The organism is Stappia sp. P2PMeth1 (genome assembly GCF_900185735.1).
In the GTDB taxonomy this organism is placed as follows: domain Bacteria; phylum Pseudomonadota; class Alphaproteobacteria; order Rhizobiales; family Stappiaceae; genus Stappia.
Window position 1 is genome coordinate 63,089 of the sequence record NZ_FYAW01000011.1, and the last position, 21,369, is coordinate 84,457.

The following is a 21,369-nucleotide window of genomic DNA, read 5'->3' on the forward strand; positions in this document are numbered from 1 at the left end:
GCCTCGCCTCTATAAACAAGAGACAGCCTTCTGCTTATTAGAATGCGTCTATATTTCGAGGAGTTGAATAAATTAAATGCCACAAAATATGAATCTAGGAGGAATATTTTTATTCTGTGATCAAACTGCTCTGTCCGCAAGATTTTATACACGTCAAACACCAGCGGAAACACCCGCAGCGCCGCGCGCACGGCAATGACCTGCGCCCACTCTACCGGCTTGTCTTTCAGCCACGCTTCCAGTGCTTCCGGACTGTCGATCTTCGGCCGTTCGTGCTCTTCCGCCAAGCCTGCCCCCGCAGTGCCGCGCCGCAGCGCGTTCCCCAACGCCAGTCTGGCGGGAGCCTCGAGAAACAACAACCTCTTTCAACGGGCCTTTCAGGGCTTTCAGGGCTTGGCGCGCCGCCGGACTGTCCAGCGCCCGCCGATGATGCAAGCCCTCGCCTCAATTCCTCGGGAAGCCGCGGGCCGACCAGTCCGAACGCGGCACCGGCGCGCCGACGCGGAAGGTGAAGCGTTCGACGCGGGTCACCTGCGTGTTCAATTCGCAGCGGAAGGCGAGGTCGTACCACTGGCCGCCGGCGCGGAAGGCCGCCCGGCGCGGCTCCAGCACCGTGCCGCTCTCCAGCCGGAACGAGGGCAGAAGGTCGGCGTGATAGGGGGGCGTCGCGACCCTTAGCTGCGCCCGCAATTCGGTCATGCACAACAGGTCGACACGGGCCGAGTGCGGCATGCCGTTCATCGCCGTGCGCATGCGCGGATCGTCGGAAATCTCGCGCGAGAACAGGCGTGTTGCCGTCGTACCGCCGGCCAGATCCCCGGAAAGCCCGCTTCCGGCGCCCCTGCCGGGGCGGGCGAAGTCCAGCCCGCCGGAGCCCGGCGTCGTCGCGGCAATCGCCCGCGCCACCGCCTCGGCCCGCGCGCGGGGATCGGCGGGCGCCTCGGCAAGGCGGGCGATCTCCTCCGGCTTTGCCCGTGGCAGGCCGATGCCCTCGCCGATCACGTCGCCGATCTCGTCACCCGCTGCCGCCAGCGCCGCGGGCACCTCGACATCCGTCGCTGTCTCGGTGCGGCCCGGATCGGTCAGCGCCGCCACCTCCGTCTCTGTCTCCGTCTCTGTCTCCGGCTCCGGCTGCTCAGCCGGCGCGTCGGCCGGCTCGTCAGCCGTCTCCATCTCCGGCGCGGCGGCCTCCTCTTGCGGCGCGCCCTCGCCAGCCTGCTCGCCAGCCTGCTCACCAGTCTCAGTGCCAGCCTCAGTGTTAGTCCCGGCGGGCGCCTCGTCCGCCTGCGCTTCCCCGCCTGCGTCGGGCGTGGGCTCGCTGGGAGGGTCGGTGCTCTCGCGCGCGGCGATCTCGCCGTCCCGCTCAGTGCCGCCGCTGTCCTCCTCGGCGAATTCGGTGACGGGGATGAGCACGCGCGGCGCCGCGGCCGTCTCCGACTGGGGGAGCGGCGGCTCCTGCGGCTCGGGCGGCGTCTCCGCGGCCGGTTGCTCCTCTTGCTCCGCGTCCTCGGCAGCCGGCTCTTCCGCCGGCTCCTCTTCCGGGGCGGGCGGGGGCGGCGGCTCGGCCTGCGCCCCCTCCTCCTCCGCCGGCTGGTTCTCGTCCCGCGCGGGCGGCGGCGGGGCGACCAGCACCACCTCGATCGGCTCGTCGGTGACGGGAGGCAGCACGCGCGCCGCCTCCGGGCCGAGCAACACCAATGCGGCAATCGCCCCGTGCAGCAGCAGCGACAGGGCAAGGCCGGCGCCGATCCGCCCGCGCCCGGCCGGCCCCTCGCCCGGTTGCCTCGCGGCCTCGCCGGGGGCGGCCTCGGCCGCGACATCCGGCATAGCGGCGGGCGCGGCAGGAGGTACGACAGGGGACACAACAGGGGACACGACGGGGGGCGCGGGCACGGCGTCGCCCGCCCGCTCGCCCGGCGGCGAGGGGAAAAACCCCGGCTCCTCAGTGTCGCTCGGCTGTCTCAGGGTCGGGCCCCGTCTCTCCGGTTGGTGGGTCGGGCCGCGTGTGTCGCCCGCCCGCTGCTACGCCTACCCCAGCTTCGGGGAAAAAGGGAGGCGGCAAACGCGCGCCGCCCCGCTCTCGCGCGAGCGTGATCGATGGTACGCCCCTCCCTGCGTCCTCCGGCGCGGCAGTCCCTCCCCGCGTCCTCCCGGACGGCGCGCGAGCGCCGAGCCGGGACCGGCGAGCCGAGGGCCTATGGGGGCGCTCCCGGCCGTCCCCACACCCGCCGTGCCTCCCCGCTTCCGGATCTCGCGATGCCCGTCCGGGGAGACGCGGGGAAAGGTCGAGTGCGACAAACCTCCGCTGAGAAGGCCAATGGTTCCCGGTTCGCGCTCACGCGCGACCGGGATGACCTCCGAGAGGGAGGCGAGGCCTCACATCCTCTCGGCCGTCACCCCGGCCGCAGGCGAAGCCGGAGAGCCGGGGGCTATTCGTTGCCAGAGCGGCAGCGAGGACGCCCCAAACGACAGGGCCCGGCGTTGCCGCCGGGCCCCAAAGCCATCCCCAGAACCATCCCCAGAACCATCCCCAGAACCACCCCCGAAGGGTCCTTCCGCGCCGGAAAACGCCGCGCGCCTAGCTGTCGAGGAACGAGCGCAGCTTGCGCGAGCGCGAGGGGTGCTTGAGCTTCCTCAGCGCCTTCGCCTCGATCTGGCGGATACGTTCGCGCGTCACCGAGAACTGCTGGCCGACTTCCTCCAGCGTGTGGTCGGTGTTCATGCCGATGCCGAAGCGCATGCGCAACACGCGCTCCTCGCGCGGGGTGAGCGAGGCCAGCACCCGCGTCGTCGTCTCACGCAGGTTCGACTGGATCGCCGCGTCGATCGGCAGCACCGCGTTCTTGTCCTCGATGAAGTCGCCGAGGTGGCTGTCCTCCTCGTCGCCGATCGGCGTCTCGAGCGAGATCGGCTCCTTGGCGATCTTCAGCACCTTGCGGACCTTTTCCAGCGGCATCTGCAGCTTTTCGGCCAGCTCTTCCGGGGTCGGCTCGCGGCCGATCTCGTGCAGCATCTGGCGCGAGGTGCGCACGATCTTGTTGATCGTCTCGATCATATGCACCGGGATGCGGATCGTGCGGGCCTGGTCGGCGATCGAGCGGGTGATCGCCTGCCGGATCCACCAGGTCGCATAGGTGGAGAACTTGTAGCCGCGCCGGTACTCGAACTTGTCGACCGCCTTCATCAGACCGATATTGCCCTCCTGGATCAGGTCCAGGAACTGCAGGCCGCGATTGGTGTATTTCTTGGCGATGGAGATGACGAGGCGCAGGTTCGCCTCCACCATCTCCTTCTTGGCGATGCGCGCCTCGCGCTCGCCCTTCTGCACCATCGAGACGATGCGGCGGAACTCGGCCGTCTCCAGGCCGGTCTCAGAGGCAAGGCTCTGGATCTCCTGGCGCAGCTCGCGGATCGTTTCCTTCTCCTGGGCGACGAAGTTCTTCCAGCCCTTGGAGGCAAGATTGGCGACCTTGCGGATCCAGTTCGGGTCCAGCTCGTTGCCCTGGTACTGCTTCAGGAAGTCGCCGCGGTCGACGCCGTGGCTGTCGGCGAGGCGCAGCAGCCGCCCCTCATAGCCCATCAGCCGCTTGTTGATGTCGTAGAGCTGGGCGACCAGCGCGTCGATGCGCTGCTGGTTCAGCGACAGGCTCTTCACATCGACGACGATGTCTTCCTTCAGCTTCTTGTAGCGGCGCTCCTGGGAGGGCGACAGGGTCTTGTTGGCGAGCTTGTTCTCGACGAGCTGGTCCTGCAGCCGGCGCAGCTTCTTGTAGTCGTCGGCGATGCGGTCGAAGGTCTCCAGCACCTTCGGCTTCAGCTCGGCCTCCATCGCGGAGAGCGAGATGTTCGCCTCGAACTCGTCGTCCTCCTCGCCGTCGCCCTCGCCCTCGGTCTCGCCGGAGGCTTCGGCCTCGCCTGCCGGGCGGCCGCCCTCGCGGGCGGTGTCCTCGCGGGCCGCGCCGGCGGTGCCGGCGCTGCCGCCCTCAGTGGCGCCCTCCTCCTCGCTCTCCTCGGCATCGTCGCCGCGGAAGTCGGGGCCGGCATAGGTCGCCTCGAGATCGATGATGTCGCGCAGCAGGACCTTGCCCTCGTTGAGCTCGTCCCGCCAGATGATGATGGCCTGGAAGGTCAGCGGGCTCTCGCAGAGCCCGGCGATCATCGCCTCGCGGCCGGCCTCGATGCGCTTGGCGATGGCGATCTCGCCCTCGCGCGACAACAGCTCGACCGAGCCCATCTCGCGCAGATACATGCGCACGGGGTCGTCGGTGCGGTCGGTCGGCTCCTTCGCCGTGGTCTTGGCGACCGTGGTCGGGCTCGCCTCGACGATCTCGCCGCCCTGGTCGTCCGCCTGGGCCTCCTCGGCCTCTTCTTCCTCGATGACGTTGATGCCCATGTCGGACAGCATCGCCATCGTGTCCTCGATCTGCTCCGAGGTGACCTCCTCGGAGGGGAGCACCTCGTTGAGCTCCTCATAGGTCACATAGCCGCGCTTCTTGGCGAGCTTGATCATCCGCTTGACCGCGGCATCGGAGAGATCGAGAAGCGGACCGTCGGAGGTCTCGGTCGCGGGTTCCTGGGTCTCTTCCGCCTGCGTCGATTTGGCTGCCATTGCTGTCTCCGGCCCCGCCGGCCCTGCGGCCTGGCGCTGTCGTTCGTGGTCTGTCGTTCGTCTCGCTCAGTGCCCGCCTTGCGGGCCCGGTTCCGCTTTCCGCGCCTATCGCGCCCGGAAAGCCGGAGGACCGGCTGAGTCATTCATGTCGCGGCGGAATACCGGATCCCGTGCCGGCCACGGCCTTTCGGCCATGCGGATCCCCTGCCCGCGACGCGCCGCCACGCCGGGGGGGACAGAAAGCCAGTCTTAGTCGCTGTCCGTTAAGTGCCACTTAACCCTGCAAACCGGTTCGACAAGACCAGACACCGGCCTGGCCGAAAAGCGCCTGACGCTCCGGCCATCCGGTTCCACGCGGGATCTCGGCAGGCAAAATGATTTCATGCCGCCATGTCGGCTCCCTGTCACGGCTTGCGACCCCTTGTCCTGGGACCGGGTCTGCGTGGCTGGCCTGGCGCGGCTCTGGATGCTGCCTGAAGTGCTTATGTAGCGCAAAGGTCCGGATTCGCAAGAGTGATTCGTTGGCCGTCAACCAAAGAGCGTCTGCGATCCACAGGCTCGCATCAGCCGCCGGCGGCCGCCCCTTGCGCTATCGCCGCGCGTGCGCGCGCCGCCGCCCCCGCCGGCGTGGCGGCGACCGGGCGGGCCGAGCGGAACACCTTGCCCCGTTCGGCAATCTCCTGCTCGATGCGGGCGCATTCCTCGCGCCGGCGGGCAAGGTCCTGCGACTGGGCACGGATGCGCTCCCAGTCCGCCTCGTCGAGCCCGTCGCCGAGCGCCGCCAGTTCCGCATCGAGATCCTGCTCCAGCGCGCGCAGCTCCAGCACGTCGAGAGTGTGGCAGAACAGGTCCTCGATGAACTCCGCCGGCGGCTCGTGCCGCAGGATCGGCAGCCGCTGCAACAGATCGTGGAAACGGGCGACCATCCGCCGCCCCCCGCCCGAGCCACTGCCCGAGCCACTGCCCGAGCCACTGCCTGAGCCGCTGCCCGCCTCCTCCGGCCCGTCCAGCGCCTCGGACAGGATCTGGAAGAAGCGCGTGTCCAGCGTCTCGAAGAAACCGCTCACCGGCACGTCCTGCAGCTCGGTGGCGATGCGGCACAATTCGTCGCGAAAGCGCGCATGCAGCATGTCGCCGAACTGCGCCTGCGCCAGCCGCTCCACATGCCGCTCCAGCAGTTCGGGATATTTCAGGCACAGCCCGCACAGCATCCGCTCATGGCCGAACATCGAGCTTTCCGGCAGATCCGAGCCGCGCGCCTGGCCGGACGGCACCTGCTGGAACGCGTTTCCCTGTCCGAAAGCCTGTCCGAAATTCTGGCCGCTTCCCTGGCCGCCGCCCTGGCCGAAGTTCTGGCCGCGCACGGCCCGCGCCTGCCGGTAGAACAGGTTGGACAGCCGCAGCCGGATGTCGAGCTGGTAGCCGCGCCGCACCCGCTCGTCGGCGATGGTGCGCACCAGGTCGTCGAGGCTCTTTTCCAGCGCCGCGCGCCGCTCCGGCGTATCGATGCGCGCCGCGTCCACCTCGCGCGACCACAACACGTCGATCAGCGGCTGCGAACCCGCCAGCGCCTTGGTGAAGGCGGCCAGCCCGCCTTGCGCGATCAGGTCGTCCGGGTCCTTGCCGTCGGGCAGGAAGACGAAGCTGAAGGAATGGCCGCTGCGCAGCCCCGGCAGGATGCGGTCGACCGCCCGGTGCGCGGCGGCGATGCCGGCCGCATCGCCGTCGAAGCAGATCACCGGTTCGGGCGCCAGCCGCCACAGCCGGCCGACCTGCTCCTCGGTAAAGGCGGTGCCGAGCGCGGCCACCACATTGCCCATGCCGGCCTGGGCGATGGCGATGGCGTCCATATAGCCTTCCACCACCACCGCCTGGCCGCTGCGATGGGCCGGCTCGCGGGCGCGGTGGAAGTTGAAGACCATCATGCCCTTGTGGAACAGCGGCGTCTCCGGCGAGTTGAGATATTTCGGCTGGCCGTCGGGGTCGAGCGTGCGCCCGCCAAAGGCGATCACCCGGCCGCGCTCGTCCTGGATCGGGATCATCAGCCGGTTGCGGAAGCGGTCATAGGTCGGCCGCCCGTCGTCCGGGCGGATCACCAGCCCGGCCTCCACCATCGAGGCCTCGTCGACGCCCTTGCCGATCAGATGCCGCTTCAGGGCGTCGCGCCCGTTCGGGGCGAAGCCGATGCGGAACTCGCGCACTGTCTCCGGGCGCAGCCGGCGGCGGGCGACATAATCGCGCGCCTGCTCGCCGCCGCTCATCGCCAGCGCGTCCTGGAAGAAGCGCGCCGCCATCTCGCAGATTTCCGCAAGGCTGGCGCGCTCGGCCGCCCGCGCCGCCGCCTGCGGATCGGGCGCCGGCAGCGCCACGCCCGCCTGCTCGGCCAGCCGCTCCACCGCCTCGGGAAAGGCCAGCCCCTCCGTCTCGGTCAGGAAGCGGAAATGATCGCCCGAGGCGCCGCAGCCGAAGCACTTGTAGCGGCCGCGCCGGTCGTCGACATGGAAGCTCGGGGTCTTTTCCTGGTGGAACGGGCAGCAGGCCCAGAAGTCGCCGCGCGCCGGCTGCGACTTGCGCCGGTCCCAGCTCACCCGCCGCGCCACCACCTCCGACAACGGCACTCGGGCACGAATCTCGTCGAGGAGACCGGGGGAAAATCGCATGGGCTACGGGCTTTCGACAGCGGCATCGCCGGCGCGCGGCCCCTTTCGGGGCGGCTGCGCCAGCCTTCAGGATCAAGGTAGGACAGACCGGCGGAAAATTCCACCGGCGCGGAGGCGCGCCTATTCGCTGCGCAGCAGATCCTTGACCATGCAGCTCGCCCGCACGAAGTCCATCTGCCCCGGATAGCGTTCCTTCAGCGCGCTCATGCAGCGGCCCATGTCGCGCAGGCCCCGCGCGTTGATGTCGCGCACCACGTCCTCGCAGGCGTTCTGCATTGCCCGCTCGTCGAACTGGGGCGGCAGGAATTCCTGGATGATCGCCATCTCCTCGCGCTCCTCGGCGGCAAGGTCGATCTGGCCCGCCTCCTCGTAGTCGCGGGCCGAACCCTCGCGCTGGCGCAGCATCTTGTTGAGGATCTCGCGGATCTCCGTGTCCGGCACGACGTCGTGACCGAGCTCGCGGCAGCGGGCATCGCGGTCGCGGATCGCCACCTGCACCAGCCTCAGCGTCGCCGCCCGCCGCTTGTCGTCGTTCTCCACGGCGTCCTGCAACGCCGCATCGATCCTCTCACGCATGCTCTGCCCTGTCGTTTGCCCGGGACGGAAGCGCGGAAACTTTCCTCAAAGCTTCGGCTCCACTGCCGGACACCTCGTCCATCTCGTTGATTTTCAAGGATTATTTTTATAAAGTCAGTCAGTTGACCCTCACGCGCGCTTCCCCTAGAGTGCCGCGCGAGCCGCACCGTTGACAGCCGAGCCCCGCTCCGTCAAGGCGCGCTCAGCGAAATCATGTCATCGAACCGATCGGGAAAGCAAGATATGACGACCGCCGACGTCTGGTCCGCGCCGCCGACCACGGCCGTTCTCGTCCTGGCCGACGGCACAGTGATCGAGGGCCAGGGCTTCGGCGCCACCGGCCAGGCCTGTGCCGAAGTCTGCTTCAACACCGCCCTCACCGGCTATGAGGAGATCCTCACCGATCCCTCCTATGCCGGGCAGATCGTCACTTTCACCTTTCCGCATATCGGAAATGTGGGGACGAACGAGGAGGATGTCGAGACCGTCAACATGGCCTCGGCCTCCGGCGTGCGCGGGGCGATCGTCCGCGCCGACGTCACCGAGCCGGCCAATTACCGCGCCTCCCGGCATTTCGATGCCTGGTTGAAGGCGCGCGGCATCATCGGCCTGTCGGGCATCGACACCCGCGCCCTCACCGCCCTGATCCGCGAGACCGGCGCCGCCAATGCGGTGATCGCCCATGATCCGGACGGCAAGTTCGACATCGAGGCACTTAAGCTTGCCGCCCGCAACTGGCCGGGTCTCGTCGGCATGGACCTTGCCAAGGACGTCACCTCCTCGCAGAGCTACGGCTGGACGCAGACCCCCTGGGTCTGGGACCAGGGCTACGGGACGCGCGAGGGCGGTGAATTCAACGTCGTCGCCATCGACTACGGCATCAAGCGCAACATCCTGCGGCTTCTGACCGATGCCGGCTGCAAGGTGACGGTGCTGCCCGCCGATGCGAGCGCTGAGGATGTGCTGTCGCGCAAGCCCGACGGCGTGTTCCTGTCCAACGGTCCGGGCGATCCGGCGGCGACCGGCGAATATGCCGTGCCGGTGATCCGCGATCTGGTCGCGAGCGGCCTGCCGGTCTTCGGCATCTGCCTCGGCCACCAGATGCTGGCGCTCGCCCTTGGCGGCGACACCATGAAGATGCATCAGGGCCATCACGGCGCCAATCATCCGGTCTTCGACCGCACCACCGGCAAGGTCGAGATCACCTCGATGAACCACGGCTTCGCGGTCGATGCCAAGAGCCTGCCGGAGGCGGTCGAGGAGACCCATGTCTCGCTGTTCGACGGCTCCAATTGCGGGTTGCGGCTCAAGGACAGGCCGGTCTTCTCGGTGCAGTACCACCCGGAAGCCTCGCCCGGCCCGCGCGACAGCCATTACCTGTTCCGCCGCTTCACCAACCTGATGCGCGCCCGCGCCGGCACCCCGGCGATCCCGGAAAAGGACGCCGCCGCCTGACCGGCGCATCGCGGCCCCTCATCTGACTGCATCAAACGCACGCCACGCCGCCCGCCTCGCGGGCGGCGTTTTCTTTTGCTCCGGGGAGACGCCTTCGTGCTCCTGCCCACCCCGGCGGATACTGGATACCTGCCTTCGCAGGCATGACGGCCGTTGAGGTGGCAACGCGCTCCCGTCTCACGCCTGCCGAGGGCGCCAATGGTTCCCGGATCTTCGGCCTTCGGCCTCGTCCGGGACGACGTCCTGAGAAAGTGCGCGGCCTGGCCTTCACTCACCGCCTCGCCCCATCCCCTCTGCCGTCACCCCGGCCGCAGGCGAAGCCGGAGAGCCGGGGTCTATTCGTTCCCAGAGCGGCAGCGAAACACGCACAGGCCATGCCCCACGCTCAGCCTGTCGTCCCGGTCTCAGTGAAGCCGAAGACCGGCAACAGTAACCCCGAACGGTTCGAGTGAGGTCCCGGCGCTGCCGCCACCAGGCCGGAGGCTGCTGCCTTGGCGCCGCCATCCGCCCCGGCGGATACTGGATACCTGCCTTCGCAGGTATGACAGCCGGGGCGGTGGCAACGCGCTCCCGCCTCACGCCTGCCGAGGGCACCAATGGATCCCGGATCTTCGGCCTTCGGCCTCGTCCGGGACGACGTCCGAGAGGGAGGCATGGCCGAGACGACAGCCGGTGAGACTGGCAAAGACCCCGCGCCCCCTCCGAGGTCACCCCGGCCGCGCGCAAGCGCAGAGCCGGGGGCCATTGGCTGCCAGAGCGGTGGCGAGGACGCGCCCGCACGAACCCCACGCTCAGCCTGTCGTCCCGGTTTCGGCGCAGCCGAAGACCGGGACCCAGTAACCACAGGTCGCGCGGATCGAGCCGTGACGGTGCCACAGGGTCACCGACGGCCGCCGGAACGCCGGAGGCGGCTAGCTTCACGCCACCACCAGCCCCGGCGGATACTGGATAACTGCCTTCGCAGGTATGACAGCCGGGGCGGTGGCAACGCGCTCCCGTCTCGCGCCTGCCAAGGGCACCGATCCCGGATCGCGGCTTCGCCTTGCCCGTGATGACCGCGGACAGGGGGAGCGACCGGGCTCAGAGACCAGATCCAACAACAGAGTTGATGACGTCGGACCGCAACACCCGCCCCCACACGAAAACGCCGCCCGGCATCCCGGACGGCGCTGCTTGTCTCGATCGCAGGGCGCGCGGCCCCTTGGTCACGCCTGCGGATTGGCCTCGATCAGCCCGTCGAGCGCGGCGAGGACATCCGTGGTCTCCTTCGCCTGATCCCTGATCTGGGCGAGTTGCTCGTTCAGCAGCTCTTCCTGGCGCGCGCACATCTCGCGCAGGGCGCGAAGCTGCGACATGCGGCCGGTCTTGCCTTCCAGAAGCGCGATCACCTCGCGAATCTCGACCAGGGTCAGACCGATCCGCTTGGCCTGCAGGATCACCTTCATCCGCCCGATCTCGCGGGCGCCGTAGAAGCGGCGCGCGCCCTTGCGCTCCGGGCGCAGCAAGGCCTTTTCCTCGTAGAAGCGCAGCGCCCGCAGGGTGACGCCGAAGGTTTCGGCCATCTCGGCGATGGAGAGCCGCGCCTCGTTCTTGCCGTCGATCTGGATCGGACCTGCAAGGTCCGGTCCGAACGCAGAAGTTCTGGAGAGTTCCGTCATTTCACTTTCCATAGGTCCCGATCGAATGGCGCGGCCCGGAACGCGCACAACGGCGCAAACTATGCCACCACCTTTCCGTCACGACCTTCTCCCTACGTGCCAATCTTTTATCCTTACGTTCGTTTCGAGAAAAAAACGTCAGGCACCTGTTCCAGGCGAAGAGGTCACGAGAAAGCCTGCCCTCCGGCACAACGGCAACAAACGTAATATCACTATCCGATACCTGGTGAATAATCGGGCTGATCTTTACAACAACAGGTATTATGCAAAGTCATACAAATGAAGGACATAAGAAAACAAACCGGCATCCGAAATTCAGGAAAATCGTTTCTCCAGAAGAGATCCTTTAAGACGAAAGTATATACGTGAAACGACAGAGCCGGCGGGCGGTTCGCCCCGCGCACCGCGGGCGTTCTGCCTGCCCCCGCGACCTCTCCCAAGACCTGACCCGTGTCGTTACGGCAGATGCCGCCGGATCAGCCCACCAGGGCGCCGCGCCGGCACTCGCTCGGCGGCCGGCCGAACCAGCGCCGCGCCGCCCGCGAGAAATTGCCCACCGCCGAGAAGCCGAGCCGGAAGGCGATCTCGGAGATCGGCAGCTCGGTCTGGGCCAGGTAGTCGGCGGCCATGCGGCGGCGCACCCCGTCATGCAGGGCCTGGAAGCTCGTGTCCCGTTCGGCCAGCCGGCGCTGCAGCGCCCTGACGCTGATCGCCATGTCGCGGGCGACTTCCGCGATCGTCAGCAGCGGATCGGCGATCCGCTCGGCAATGGCATCGTTGACCATCGCCACGAAGTCCTCCGCCCGCCGCCGGTCGTCGAGCCGGCGCCGGTTCAATTCGCACAGGGCGGCGAACAGGTCGTCGTCGCGCAAGGGATTGGCCCCGCGTCCGCCGGCGATTCGGAAGCGCAGGCTGTTGCGCGGCCCGCCGAAGCGCACCGGCACGCCGTAGAACAGGTCGTGCAGCCCGACATTGAGCGGGCGCGCGCGCCCAAGGCGCACCGCCAGCGGCTGCACCGTGCCGCCGCCGATGCGCATCAGCCGGGTGAACACCTTGCTGGCCACCCGGTCGTGCAACTGGTCGCAGCGCACCAGTTCCGGCGAGAAGCCGAAGGCGACCTCCGCCTCCTCGCCGTCGAACTCGACCCGGATCTCGGCGGCATCGACGACGATGCGCGTGAAGCGGGCGCTGGTCTCCAGCGCCGTGCGGAAGTCCGGGGCGTGGCGCAGCGCCAGCGACACCGTGTCCTCCGGTCCGGGGCCGAGCGAGCGGGTCCAGCCGAGGCCGAACGTATCGTCGCCGGCCAGCCGGCTCGCCGTCTCCAGCGCGCTGTTATGGGCGCGCAGGCTGATATAGCCGCCCAGCGAGGCGCTGACGGGGTCCCGGTCCAGTCCGCTCTCGCGCAGCACCGCGTCGAAGGGAACGCCGCGCAGCCGGCAGTAATCCGCAAGGCCGATCTGGGCGCGGGAATGAATGAGAAGCGTATCCGCCGAGGCGGCCACATCGTATCTCACCAGCATTTCGGCAACGATCCGTCCAGGGAGACCGGCAGGCTGCGCCGGTAGGGCAGGATCCGGGGGCCGGACCGCCGCGGATAGTATATGAAACGATCGCGATTATGGAAGCTCGCGTCGGACGCGTCCCGATCAGGGTAAACGCGCTGATTGCCGTTTGACTTTTGCGTGCCCGCGTCACATCAAGTCGGGCGCAAAGGTTGCGCTTCAGGCGCGGCGTTTTCCACCGCAAACGCCACGCTCGAAACGCCACACTCGAAACGCAACACCCGGCGCAAGACCAACGCGAACCCGACGAGACGGCCCATGGCGCCCCCCCGCGAAGATCGCTCCCCGACCGCTCCCTCGATGACGCCCGAACTGTTCCGCAAGTGGCGCAAGTCGCTCGGGCTGAAGCAGAAGGACGCCGCCGAGGTGCTCGGCCTCAAGAAGCGGATGATCCAGTATTACGAGAAGGGCGACCGCAACGGCCGTCCGGTCGAGATCCCCAAGGCGGTGCGCCTCGCCTGCTTTGCGCTCTCCGCCGGCATCGCCGATTTCGACGGCCTCGCACCGGTTCCGGCGCCGCTCGGCGCCCCCCTTCGCGCCGCCCTTCCGCCCGCCTCGTCCGCCGCGGCGTCTCCCGCCTCCGAGCCGGCCGTCGGCGCGTGACCGCACGCCCCCGCGCCAGGAGCTGGAAACATCGCGCGGATGGGGTTTCGCCTCCCGCGCTTTTTGCCTATAAGGCGCGCTCAGCCGTAGATTTCACCCATCAAGTCGCCAGCGACCGGATCCCGCCCGTGCGGGGGAGCCGGCGAAGGCCAGCCGCGAGCCCAGTATGCCCAGACGCACAGACATCTCCTCGATCCTGATCATCGGCGCCGGGCCGATCATCATCGGCCAGGCCTGCGAGTTCGATTACTCGGGAACCCAGGCCTGCAAGGCGCTGCGCGAGGAAGGCTATCGGGTCATCCTGGTGAACTCCAATCCGGCGACGATCATGACCGATCCGGATCTCGCCGATGCCACCTATATCGAGCCGATCACGCCCGAGATCGTCGCCATGATCATCGAGAAGGAGCGCCCGGACGCGCTGCTGCCGACGATGGGCGGCCAGACGGCGCTGAACTGCGCCCTGTCCCTGAAGAAGATGGGCGTGCTGGAGAAATACGGCGTCGAGATGATCGGCGCCACCGCCGAGGCCATCGACAAGGCCGAGGACCGCGAGCTGTTCCGCCTGGCGATGGAGAAGATCGGCCTGGAGACGCCGCGCTCGCGTCTCGCCCATTCGCTGGGCGAAGCGCTCGACGCGCTCGACGACATCGGCCTGCCGGCGATCATCCGCCCCTCCTTCACCCTCGGCGGCACCGGCGGCGGCATCGCCTACAACCGCGAGGAATATCTCGACATCATCGAGCGCGGCCTCGACGCCTCGCCGACCACCGAGGTCCTGGTCGAGGAATCGGTGATCGGCTGGAAGGAATACGAGATGGAGGTGGTCCGCGACCGCGCGGACAACTGCATCATCATCTGCTCCATCGAGAACATCGACCCGATGGGCGTGCATACCGGTGATTCCATCACCGTCGCGCCGGCGCTGACGCTGACCGACAAGGAATACCAGATCATGCGCGACGCAAGCCTTGCGGTGCTGCGCGAGATCGGCGTCGAGACCGGCGGCTCCAACGTCCAGTTCGCGGTCAATCCGCAGAACGGCCGCCTCATCGTCATCGAGATGAACCCGCGCGTGTCGCGCTCCTCCGCGCTCGCCTCCAAGGCGACCGGCTTCCCGATCGCCAAGGTCGCGGCGAAGCTCGCCATCGGCTACACGCTGGACGAGCTGGAGAACGACATCACCGGCGGCGCCACCCCGGCCTCGTTCGAGCCGTCGATCGACTATGTCGTCACCAAGATCCCGCGCTTCGCCTTCGAGAAGTTCCCCGGCGCCGAGCCGACCCTGACCACCGCCATGAAGTCGGTCGGCGAGGTCATGGCCATCGGCCGCACCTTCGCCGAGAGCCTGCAGAAGGCGCTGCGCGGCCTCGAGACCGGCCTCACCGGCCTCGACGAGGTCGAGATCCCCGGCCTTGGCCAGAACGACGACAAGAACGCCATCCGCGCCGCGCTCGCCTCGCCGACGCCGGACCGCCTGCTCAAATGCGCCCAGGCCTTCCGCCTCGGCACCGATATCGACCAGGTCTACCGCTCCTGCCACATCGATCCGTGGTTCCTGCGCCAGCTCAAGGCCATCGTCGACACCGAGGAGAAGGTGCGCGCCCACGGCCTGCCGGACAATGCGGTCGCCATGCGCGGCCTCAAGGCGATGGGCTTTTCCGATGCGCGCCTTGCCTCGCTCGCCGGTCTCGACGAGGCCGACGTCAAGGCGCTGCGCGGCAAGCTCGACGTGCACCCGGTCTACAAGCGCATCGACACCTGCGCTGCCGAATTCGCCTCGCCGACCGCCTATATGTACTCCACCTATGAGACGCCGTTTGCCGGCAAGCTCGCCGACGAGGCGCGGCCGAGCGACAGGAAGAAGGTGGTGATCCTCGGCGGCGGCCCGAACCGGATCGGCCAGGGCATCGAGTTCGACTATTGCTGCTGCCATGCCGCCTTCGCGCTGCAGGACGTCGGCTTCGAGACCATCATGGTCAACTGCAACCCGGAGACCGTCTCCACCGACTACGACACCTCGGACCGGCTGTATTTCGAGCCGCTGACGGCCGAGGACGTGCTGGAGATCCTGCGCACCGAACAGACCAACGGCACGCTGCACGGCGTCATCGTCCAGTTCGGCGGCCAGACGCCGCTGAAGCTCGCCCAGGCCCTGGTCGAGGCCGACGTGCCGATCCTTGGCACCGCGCCGGACATGATCGACCTTGCGGAGGACCGCGACCGCTTCCAGAAGCTGCTGCACCGCCAGGGCCTGAAGCAGCCGCAGAACGGCATCGCCTATTCGGTCGAGCAGAGCCGGCTGATCGTCGCCGAGCTCGGCCTGCCGCTGGTCGTGCGCCCGTCCTATGTGCTCGGCGGCCGCGCCATGCAGATCATCCGCGACGAGGACGCGCTCAACGCCTATCTGCTCGGCACCCTGCCGGAGCTGGTGCCGGCCGACGTGCGCGCCAAGTATCCGAACGACAAGACCGGCCAGATCAACACGGTGCTCGGCAAGAACCCGCTGCTGTTCGACCGCTATCTCGACGGCGCCATCGAGGTCGATGTCGACGCGCTCGCCGACGGCAAGGACGTCTTCGTCTGCGGCATCATGGAGCATATCGAGGAGGCCGGCATTCACTCGGGCGACAGCGCCTGCTCGCTGCCGCCCTATTCGCTCTCCGAGGAGATGGTGGCCGAGCTCACCCGCCAGACCGAGGTGCTGGCGAAGGCGCTGGCCGTCGGCGGCCTGATGAACGTCCAGTACGCCATCAAGGACGGCGAGATCTTCGTGCTGGAGGTCAACCCGCGCGCCTCGCGCACCGTGCCCTTCGTCGCCAAGACCGTCGGCGTGCCGATCGCCAAGATCGCCGCGCGGGTGATGGCCGGCGAGCCGCTCGCCTCCTTCGGCCTGAAGAGCGAGACGCTCGACCATGTCGCGGTCAAGGAGGCGGTGTTCCCCTTCGCCCGCTTCCCCGGCGTCGACACGGTGCTCGGCCCTGAGATGCGCTCCACCGGCGAGGTGATGGGCCTCAACGGCACGTTCGAGGTGGCCTTCGCCAAGTCGCAGCTCGGCTCCGGCACGCGCGTGCCGACCAGCGGCACGGTGTTCGTCTCGGTGCGCGATGCCGACAAGGAGCGGGTGCTCGATCCGATCCGCCGCCTGGCGCGGATCGGCTTCAGGATCATCGCCACCCACGGCACCCAGAGCTTCCTGGAGAAGCAGGGTATTTCCTGCGACAAGGTGAACAAGGTGCTTGAAGGCCGGCCGCACATCGTCGATGCTATCAAGAACGGGGAAGTCCAGCTCGTCTTCAACACGACCGAAGGCGCCCAGGCTCTCTCCGACAGCAGGTCGCTGCGCCGCGCGGCCCTGCTGCACAAGGTGCCGTATTACACGACCTTGGCTGGTGCGATCGCGGCCGCAAAGGGGATCGAGGCCTATGCCTCGGGCAACCTTGAAGTGGTTCCGTTGCAGGCCTACTTCACGAAGGCCTGAAATCACGAGGGCCTGAAATCACGAGGGTGTAACTCCGGGTCTGAATGGCTCTGAGTCTGAGTGAGTTCAGGCACGAGTGACTCCGGACCTGAGTCTTGTGAGCGTTCCGGCCGGGCCAAGCCCTGCCGGGCGTCATTTTTTTTGACGCGCGACGTCTGTGGGCGGCGCGAAGAAGAAGGGTCGAAGACCTATGGAAAAGGTTCCGATGACAAGCGCTGGCTATGCCATGCTCGAGAAGGAGCTGAAGCAGCGGATGTCGGAAGAGCGGCCGCGCATCATCCAGGCGATCTCCGAAGCGCGCGCCCATGGCGACCTGTCGGAGAACGCCGAGTATCACGCCGCCAAGGAACAGCAGAGCCTCAACGAGGGTCGCATCAGCGAGCTTGAGGACAAGCTCGGCCGCGCCGAGGTGATCGACGTCACCAAGCTGTCCGGCGACACGATCAAGTTCGGCGCCACGGTCACCCTCATCGACGAGGACACCGAGGAAGAGAAGAAGTACATGATCGTCGGCGATGTCGAGGCGGACGTGAAGCTCGGCCGCATCTCGATCTCCTCGCCCATCGCCCGCGCGCTGATCGGCAAGGCCGTCGGCGACAGCGTCGAGGTCACCGCGCCCGGCGGCGCCCGTGCCTACGAGATCATCAACGTCACCTTCGGCTGATCCGCGGCTCGGCCGCATCACCGGTTGCCGGTCGGGCTTCTTGTCCGATCGGCGGTTCGGTGGTTCGACTGATCCGCAGTTCGTCCGCATGACCGGTTGCCTGCCGAACTGGCCGACAGATGGACTGATCGCCCGTTTGGGTGATCGGCTGACCGGCAGTGCGACTGATCCGCAGTTCGCCTGCATGACCGGTCGTCCGCATGACCGGTTGCCTGCCGGGCTGCTCTTCAGATCGTCTGATCGGCTGATCGTCTGGCCGCATGATCTCCTGATTGTCCGCATGACCGGTTGTCCGCCGGGCTGCTCTTCAGATCGGTGGTTCGGTGGTGTGTCCGATTGGCTGATCAGTTCATCGGCTGGCTCACTGATCGTCCTCCTCCTCCGCGCACCGCCCTCTCTCTTCGTCATCCCGGGCAAGCGAAGCGCGACCCGGGGCCGGCGAGCCACGGCGCCGGCCCCTTGCAAAAAGCGCCTCCGCAACCGCCCAGCTCTCTTATCCTCCACCCTTGAAAAATCGCGTGGGGGATAAATCCGGAACCCGCGCCCTTGCGGCCGCCTTCCTGGCGCGAACGGAACCGAGACAGGAAGCGCCTTCGCCACCCGCTCCCGCCCCTGCGGACGGCTTGCCGAACGGCCGTTGGCCGATCCCGGAACCGGTGGCGATGCAGGCGCGCCGGGTGTCCGACAGGACGAGCCGTCCGACCCGTTCGGAGCCGCCGTCTCAATTTTCGCGGATTTCGAGAGCGATTTTTGCAAAATTCTTATCGAAATTTGCGCGCGCAAAGCAGCTCGATTAGGTCAATTATTTCAAATGCCTAAGACCGGAAACCCGAACAGCTTCGCGAAATTTTCGAGACTCCCCTCTCACTCTCGTTTTGCCGCTATCCCCGCCCGCGCCGCCTCCGCCCATCCCGCCTTGTCCCCCCGTCCGTGGTCGTCTCGGGCAAGCGGAGCACGGCCTGGAGCCGGCGCCCCCGCCGGGGATAACCGCCGGATGGCGGCCGGCATGAGGCGGGACGGCGTCGCCCCCTCCCTCCGCTGTCACGCCTGCGGCGGCAGGCGTCCAGTAGCCGCCGGGGCGGGCGGCATCGCGAGGCGGAAAGTCGCCCGCCGTCTGGCGGCACACGACCGGCCGGCGTGGGAGGAAAGAGCACTCGCCACCGGTCCCGTCCTGCCGGCCCTTCTTGCAGCGCCTCCGGGCCCCGCCTCTTCCGCCGCCTACGGGAACCGCCCTTCTTCCGCCGCCCCTTCTTGCAGCGCCTCCGGGAACCGCCCTTCTTCCGCCGCCTACGGGAACCGCCCTTCTTCCGCCGCCCCCTGGCACCGCCCTTCTTCCGCCGCCCCCTGGCACCGCCCCTCCTTCGTCATTCCGGGCAAGGCGCAGCCGCGACCCGGAACCGGCGAGCCACAGCGCTTGCGGCTCCCTTGCCGAAGCCCCGCCGCAGTCGCCCTCGGCTCTCCGATCCCGCATCTAAACCAACCACCTGGATTGTATTGACTTGCATGGCATCGAAAGGTGAAATCTTATGGCAGCTGCTTGAGAATTTAGGAATACTAATAACCAGCTCGCCGCCCCGCTTCAGCCCGCAAAAGGGGCACATCGCAGACAGATAGAATTATTCTAATATAGAGACAAAAAATGAACCTAATACACGAAATAGAGATATCCTACTTCCGCAGTTTTTACAAATTCAAGATGCGAGATCTATCTGATTTAAATATTATTTTTGGCAAAAATGACTCAGGCAAGTCAAATATTGTCAGATCACTAAATTTGTTCTTCTCAGGAAATCCAGAAACTTGGCAGGAGTTCGATTTTTCAGTTGATTTTTCAGAACAACGCCTGATAGAAGTAGAAAATTCTGAAGATTTGCGTAAATTTCTATACGTTAAAATCACATTTAACACACCAGCCAATTATCAAAGATCACTAGGTCAGCGCTTCTATGTAAAGCGCCAATGGACGGTATCTCGCGGCTCCGAATATATAGAAGAGATCTCGAATCACATTCCAAGCAGTCGAAAGCATATAGTCACAAGATTTCTGAACAAAATAAAGTTCATTCACATACCGGCCATTAAAGATATACACATATTCGAAATGCTCTTGGAAAATATACACGAAACGGTGGCCAATTCTGAAGTCTTCCTGAATGCAGTCGACGTTTTTTCGAAAGAAATACAAAATATCACCAGAGAAATGTTCCAAACTCTACCAACGGAAATTTCTAGCGATACAAAAATCGGCGCACCAACACAACTTGCTGAATTGTTTCAGACTTTGGATTTTGAAACACTGTCCGACGGTGAGACCAGCGCAAAATCACTAACACGACAAAGGGGAGATGGAATTAAGGTCCGGCACATTCCTGAATTGCTTAGGTTTATATCCAACAACGATAGCTATGATTACCACATATGGGGTTTTGAAGAACCAGAGAATTCTCTGGATTTCGTAGCATCGCAATCAGAAGCACAGAGATTCCTGTCCATCTCGAAAGAAAACAATGTTCAGGTGTTTATAACCACACATAGCCCTTCCTTTTATCTTCTGGACGACGCAGCTATTGCAAAAATTTACGTTTATAAGAAAGATGGAAAATCTGAACCAGTCCAAGGAAAAGAACTGTCTAAACTTGATCCGCAAACGGCCATAGGCGAAGGGTTTTACCTCCCAGCAGTCGCAGATGCTCTCAAAAACATCGCCAACATTGAAGCGCGGGCTAAGGTTGCGGAAGAACGTGTAAGTGACCTTATGCAGGAAATAAACAACGTGGCGATGCCTGTTCTGCTGACAGAAGGCCGCACAGATGCGCAAATATTAAGAACAGCCTGGAACCGACGTCGCGGCGGAGAGCCGCCCTTTGCGATCCGAAGCTGTGAGACAGGCGACGAGAATGCGGGTGGAGGAACAGGCGGAGGAGCACAGACTCTCGCCGTTCGCCTAAGGGGCATAGCAAATAACCATCCGCATACTGTAATCGGTTTATTCGACTACGATCAAGAAGGCAAAAGGGCATATCAATTAGATAAAAATTTTGTAGATCAAGTTATTAATAGAGAATCCTTCAAAAAAGCTCGCATGGACGCGCCTACGCTCTGCAGCTGAAGGCTCCAGCCTTCCGAGCTGATTGCGAGAAGTATACGAATCTTCCGATTGAATTCATGTTCAGAGATGAACACTTAGAAAAAGAGGAAGATGGAATAAAACTAGAGTTAAAACGAAAGAAAGCATCGAACATGCTTGGTGGCCATAAAATCGAAATCGAGCTAGATGATCACACTCACTTCAAAGATCCAGGTGATGGAAAAACACATTTTGCAGATGTAATTGTAGGCACCCTTCCAAGAGAAGCTTTCGACGGGTTTGATCGAATATTCAATATAATTATGGAAATAATTGAATATGATAGATTAAATCATTAGAATAATGCAACATCATACGCCCAGCGACAGCATGGCTTGCCATCAATTTATATCAAGCCATGCCGCGCCTTCGTCGCTCGGCTGCCCCCTCACTCCTTCACCGGCACCACGGGTTCGTTCTTGGTCTGGCGGATGGTGAGGGCCGTGCGGACGCTGTCGACATTGGGTGTGGCGGTGAGTTCGCGGATGATGAAGTTCTGGAACGCCTGCAGGTCCGGCACCACGCATTTCAGCAGGAAATCGACCTCGCCGGACAGCATGTAGCTTTCGCGAACCTCGGGCCAGCTCCGGACCTTCGCCTCGAAGGCGTTGAGATCGCTTTCGGTCTGCGAATGCAGGCCGACCATGGCGAAGGCGGTGACGTCGTAGCCGAGCTGCTTCTCGTCCAGCAAGGTGCGGTAGCCGGTGATCAGCCCGGCCTGTTCCAGCGCCCGCACGCGGCGCAGGCACGGCGGGGCGGAAATGCCGACGCGCCGCGCCAGCTCCACATTGGTGATGCGGCCATCCGCCTGCAGCTCTTTCAGAATGTGCCAATCAATCGCGTCGAGGCGAATTTTCACGCTGGTCTCCTTCACAAATCGCTGGCACAGACATGTCGTCGCCCCTTCGCCGAGTGCGGCGGCCACGCAAGCCGCCACCCCGCCGCCGGCAGGCGGGAGGGCCGGCCGGACGGGC

At 65.4% G+C, this 21,369-nt stretch carries 13 protein-coding genes; 6 read left to right on the forward strand and 7 right to left on the reverse strand.

What is annotated here, in order from left to right:
• Positions 1-444: 444 nt before the first annotated feature.
• From P2PM1_RS06215 to P2PM1_RS06230, 4 genes are all read right to left on the reverse strand, one after another.
• Positions 445-1,827 carry a DUF930 domain-containing protein gene (locus P2PM1_RS06215; RefSeq protein ID WP_186398526.1) on the reverse strand — a complete coding sequence of 461 codons (1,383 nt, stop codon included), beginning with the start codon at positions 1,825-1,827 and terminating at the stop codon, positions 445-447.
• A 751-nt stretch (positions 1,828-2,578) separates the two neighbouring features.
• The gene (gene rpoD / locus P2PM1_RS06220) at positions 2,579-4,609 is read right to left on the reverse strand and encodes an RNA polymerase sigma factor RpoD (protein WP_186398527.1); all 2,031 of its coding nucleotides are present in this window, start codon (positions 4,607-4,609) and stop codon (positions 2,579-2,581) included.
• Positions 4,610-5,172: 563 nt separating this feature from the next.
• Positions 5,173-7,269: a DNA primase gene (gene dnaG, locus P2PM1_RS06225; RefSeq protein WP_186398528.1), complete on the reverse strand. Its 2,097-nt coding sequence runs from the start codon at positions 7,267-7,269 to the stop codon at positions 5,173-5,175.
• Positions 7,270-7,389: 120 nt separating this feature from the next.
• Positions 7,390-7,845 carry a GatB/YqeY domain-containing protein gene (locus tag P2PM1_RS06230; RefSeq protein ID WP_186387274.1) on the reverse strand — a complete coding sequence of 152 codons (456 nt, stop codon included), beginning with the start codon at positions 7,843-7,845 and terminating at the stop codon, positions 7,390-7,392.
• Between the two features lie 243 nt (positions 7,846-8,088).
• Here P2PM1_RS06230 and carA point away from each other — a divergent pair, with 243 nt between their 5' ends.
• Entirely contained in the window at positions 8,089-9,300 is a 1,212-nt protein-coding gene (gene carA, locus P2PM1_RS06235) for a glutamine-hydrolyzing carbamoyl-phosphate synthase small subunit (protein ID WP_186398529.1), read from the forward strand.
• Between the two features lie 1,205 nt (positions 9,301-10,505).
• On the opposite strand, the gene P2PM1_RS06240 is transcribed toward carA, so the two are convergent.
• Both P2PM1_RS06240 and P2PM1_RS06245 read right to left on the reverse strand, forming a co-directional pair.
• Positions 10,506-10,958: a MerR family transcriptional regulator gene (locus tag P2PM1_RS06240; protein ID WP_186387272.1), complete on the reverse strand. Its 453-nt coding sequence runs from the start codon at positions 10,956-10,958 to the stop codon at positions 10,506-10,508.
• Between the two features lie 476 nt (positions 10,959-11,434).
• On the reverse strand, positions 11,435-12,478 hold the full coding sequence (locus P2PM1_RS06245) for an AraC family transcriptional regulator (protein ID WP_186387271.1): 1,044 nt from the start codon (positions 12,476-12,478) through the stop codon (positions 11,435-11,437).
• A gap of 300 nt (positions 12,479-12,778) precedes the next feature.
• Here P2PM1_RS06245 and P2PM1_RS06250 point away from each other — a divergent pair, with 300 nt between their 5' ends.
• The 5 genes from P2PM1_RS06250 (at position 12,779) to P2PM1_RS06270 (ending at position 20,694) form a co-directional block, all read left to right on the forward strand.
• Entirely contained in the window at positions 12,779-13,123 is a 345-nt protein-coding gene (locus P2PM1_RS06250) for a helix-turn-helix transcriptional regulator (RefSeq protein WP_244293022.1), read from the forward strand.
• Between the two features lie 166 nt (positions 13,124-13,289).
• The gene (gene carB, locus P2PM1_RS06255) at positions 13,290-16,604 is read left to right on the forward strand and encodes a carbamoyl-phosphate synthase large subunit (protein WP_186398530.1); all 3,315 of its coding nucleotides are present in this window, start codon (positions 13,290-13,292) and stop codon (positions 16,602-16,604) included.
• A 190-nt stretch (positions 16,605-16,794) separates the two neighbouring features.
• On the forward strand, positions 16,795-17,268 hold the full coding sequence (greA, locus tag P2PM1_RS06260) for a transcription elongation factor GreA (RefSeq protein ID WP_186387269.1): 474 nt from the start codon (positions 16,795-16,797) through the stop codon (positions 17,266-17,268).
• A gap of 1,639 nt (positions 17,269-18,907) precedes the next feature.
• Positions 18,908-20,377: an ATP-dependent endonuclease gene (locus P2PM1_RS06265; RefSeq protein ID WP_186398531.1), complete on the forward strand. Its 1,470-nt coding sequence runs from the start codon at positions 18,908-18,910 to the stop codon at positions 20,375-20,377.
• 56 nt (positions 20,378-20,433) lie between these two features.
• Positions 20,434-20,694, forward strand: a complete 261-nt coding sequence (locus P2PM1_RS06270; protein WP_186398532.1) for a hypothetical protein — start codon at positions 20,434-20,436, stop codon at positions 20,692-20,694.
• Between the two features lie 89 nt (positions 20,695-20,783).
• Here the strand turns inward: P2PM1_RS06270 and P2PM1_RS06275 are convergent, their stop codons facing one another.
• Positions 20,784-21,254 carry an Lrp/AsnC family transcriptional regulator gene (locus tag P2PM1_RS06275; protein WP_186387268.1) on the reverse strand — a complete coding sequence of 157 codons (471 nt, stop codon included), beginning with the start codon at positions 21,252-21,254 and terminating at the stop codon, positions 20,784-20,786.
• Positions 21,255-21,369 lie beyond the last annotated feature (115 nt).

Coding starts and splice junctions, on each gene's coding strand:
- P2PM1_RS06215 (WP_186398526.1), bottom strand. CDS start 1,827: ATGCCGGATGTCGCGGCCGAGGCCGCCCCCGGCGAGGCCGCGAGGCAA.
- rpoD (WP_186398527.1), bottom strand. CDS start 4,609: ATGGCAGCCAAATCGACGCAGGCGGAAGAGACCCAGGAACCCGCGACC.
- dnaG (WP_186398528.1), bottom strand. CDS start 7,269: ATGCGATTTTCCCCCGGTCTCCTCGACGAGATTCGTGCCCGAGTGCCG.
- P2PM1_RS06230 (WP_186387274.1), bottom strand. CDS start 7,845: ATGCGTGAGAGGATCGATGCGGCGTTGCAGGACGCCGTGGAGAACGAC.
- carA (WP_186398529.1), top strand. CDS start 8,089: ATGACGACCGCCGACGTCTGGTCCGCGCCGCCGACCACGGCCGTTCTC.
- P2PM1_RS06240 (WP_186387272.1), bottom strand. CDS start 10,958: ATGACGGAACTCTCCAGAACTTCTGCGTTCGGACCGGACCTTGCAGGT.
- P2PM1_RS06245 (WP_186387271.1), bottom strand. CDS start 12,478: ATGCTGGTGAGATACGATGTGGCCGCCTCGGCGGATACGCTTCTCATT.
- P2PM1_RS06250 (WP_244293022.1), top strand. CDS start 12,779: ATGGCGCCCCCCCGCGAAGATCGCTCCCCGACCGCTCCCTCGATGACG.
- carB (WP_186398530.1), top strand. CDS start 13,290: ATGCCCAGACGCACAGACATCTCCTCGATCCTGATCATCGGCGCCGGG.
- greA (WP_186387269.1), top strand. CDS start 16,795: ATGGAAAAGGTTCCGATGACAAGCGCTGGCTATGCCATGCTCGAGAAG.
- P2PM1_RS06265 (WP_186398531.1), top strand. CDS start 18,908: ATGAACCTAATACACGAAATAGAGATATCCTACTTCCGCAGTTTTTAC.
- P2PM1_RS06270 (WP_186398532.1), top strand. CDS start 20,434: ATGTTCAGAGATGAACACTTAGAAAAAGAGGAAGATGGAATAAAACTA.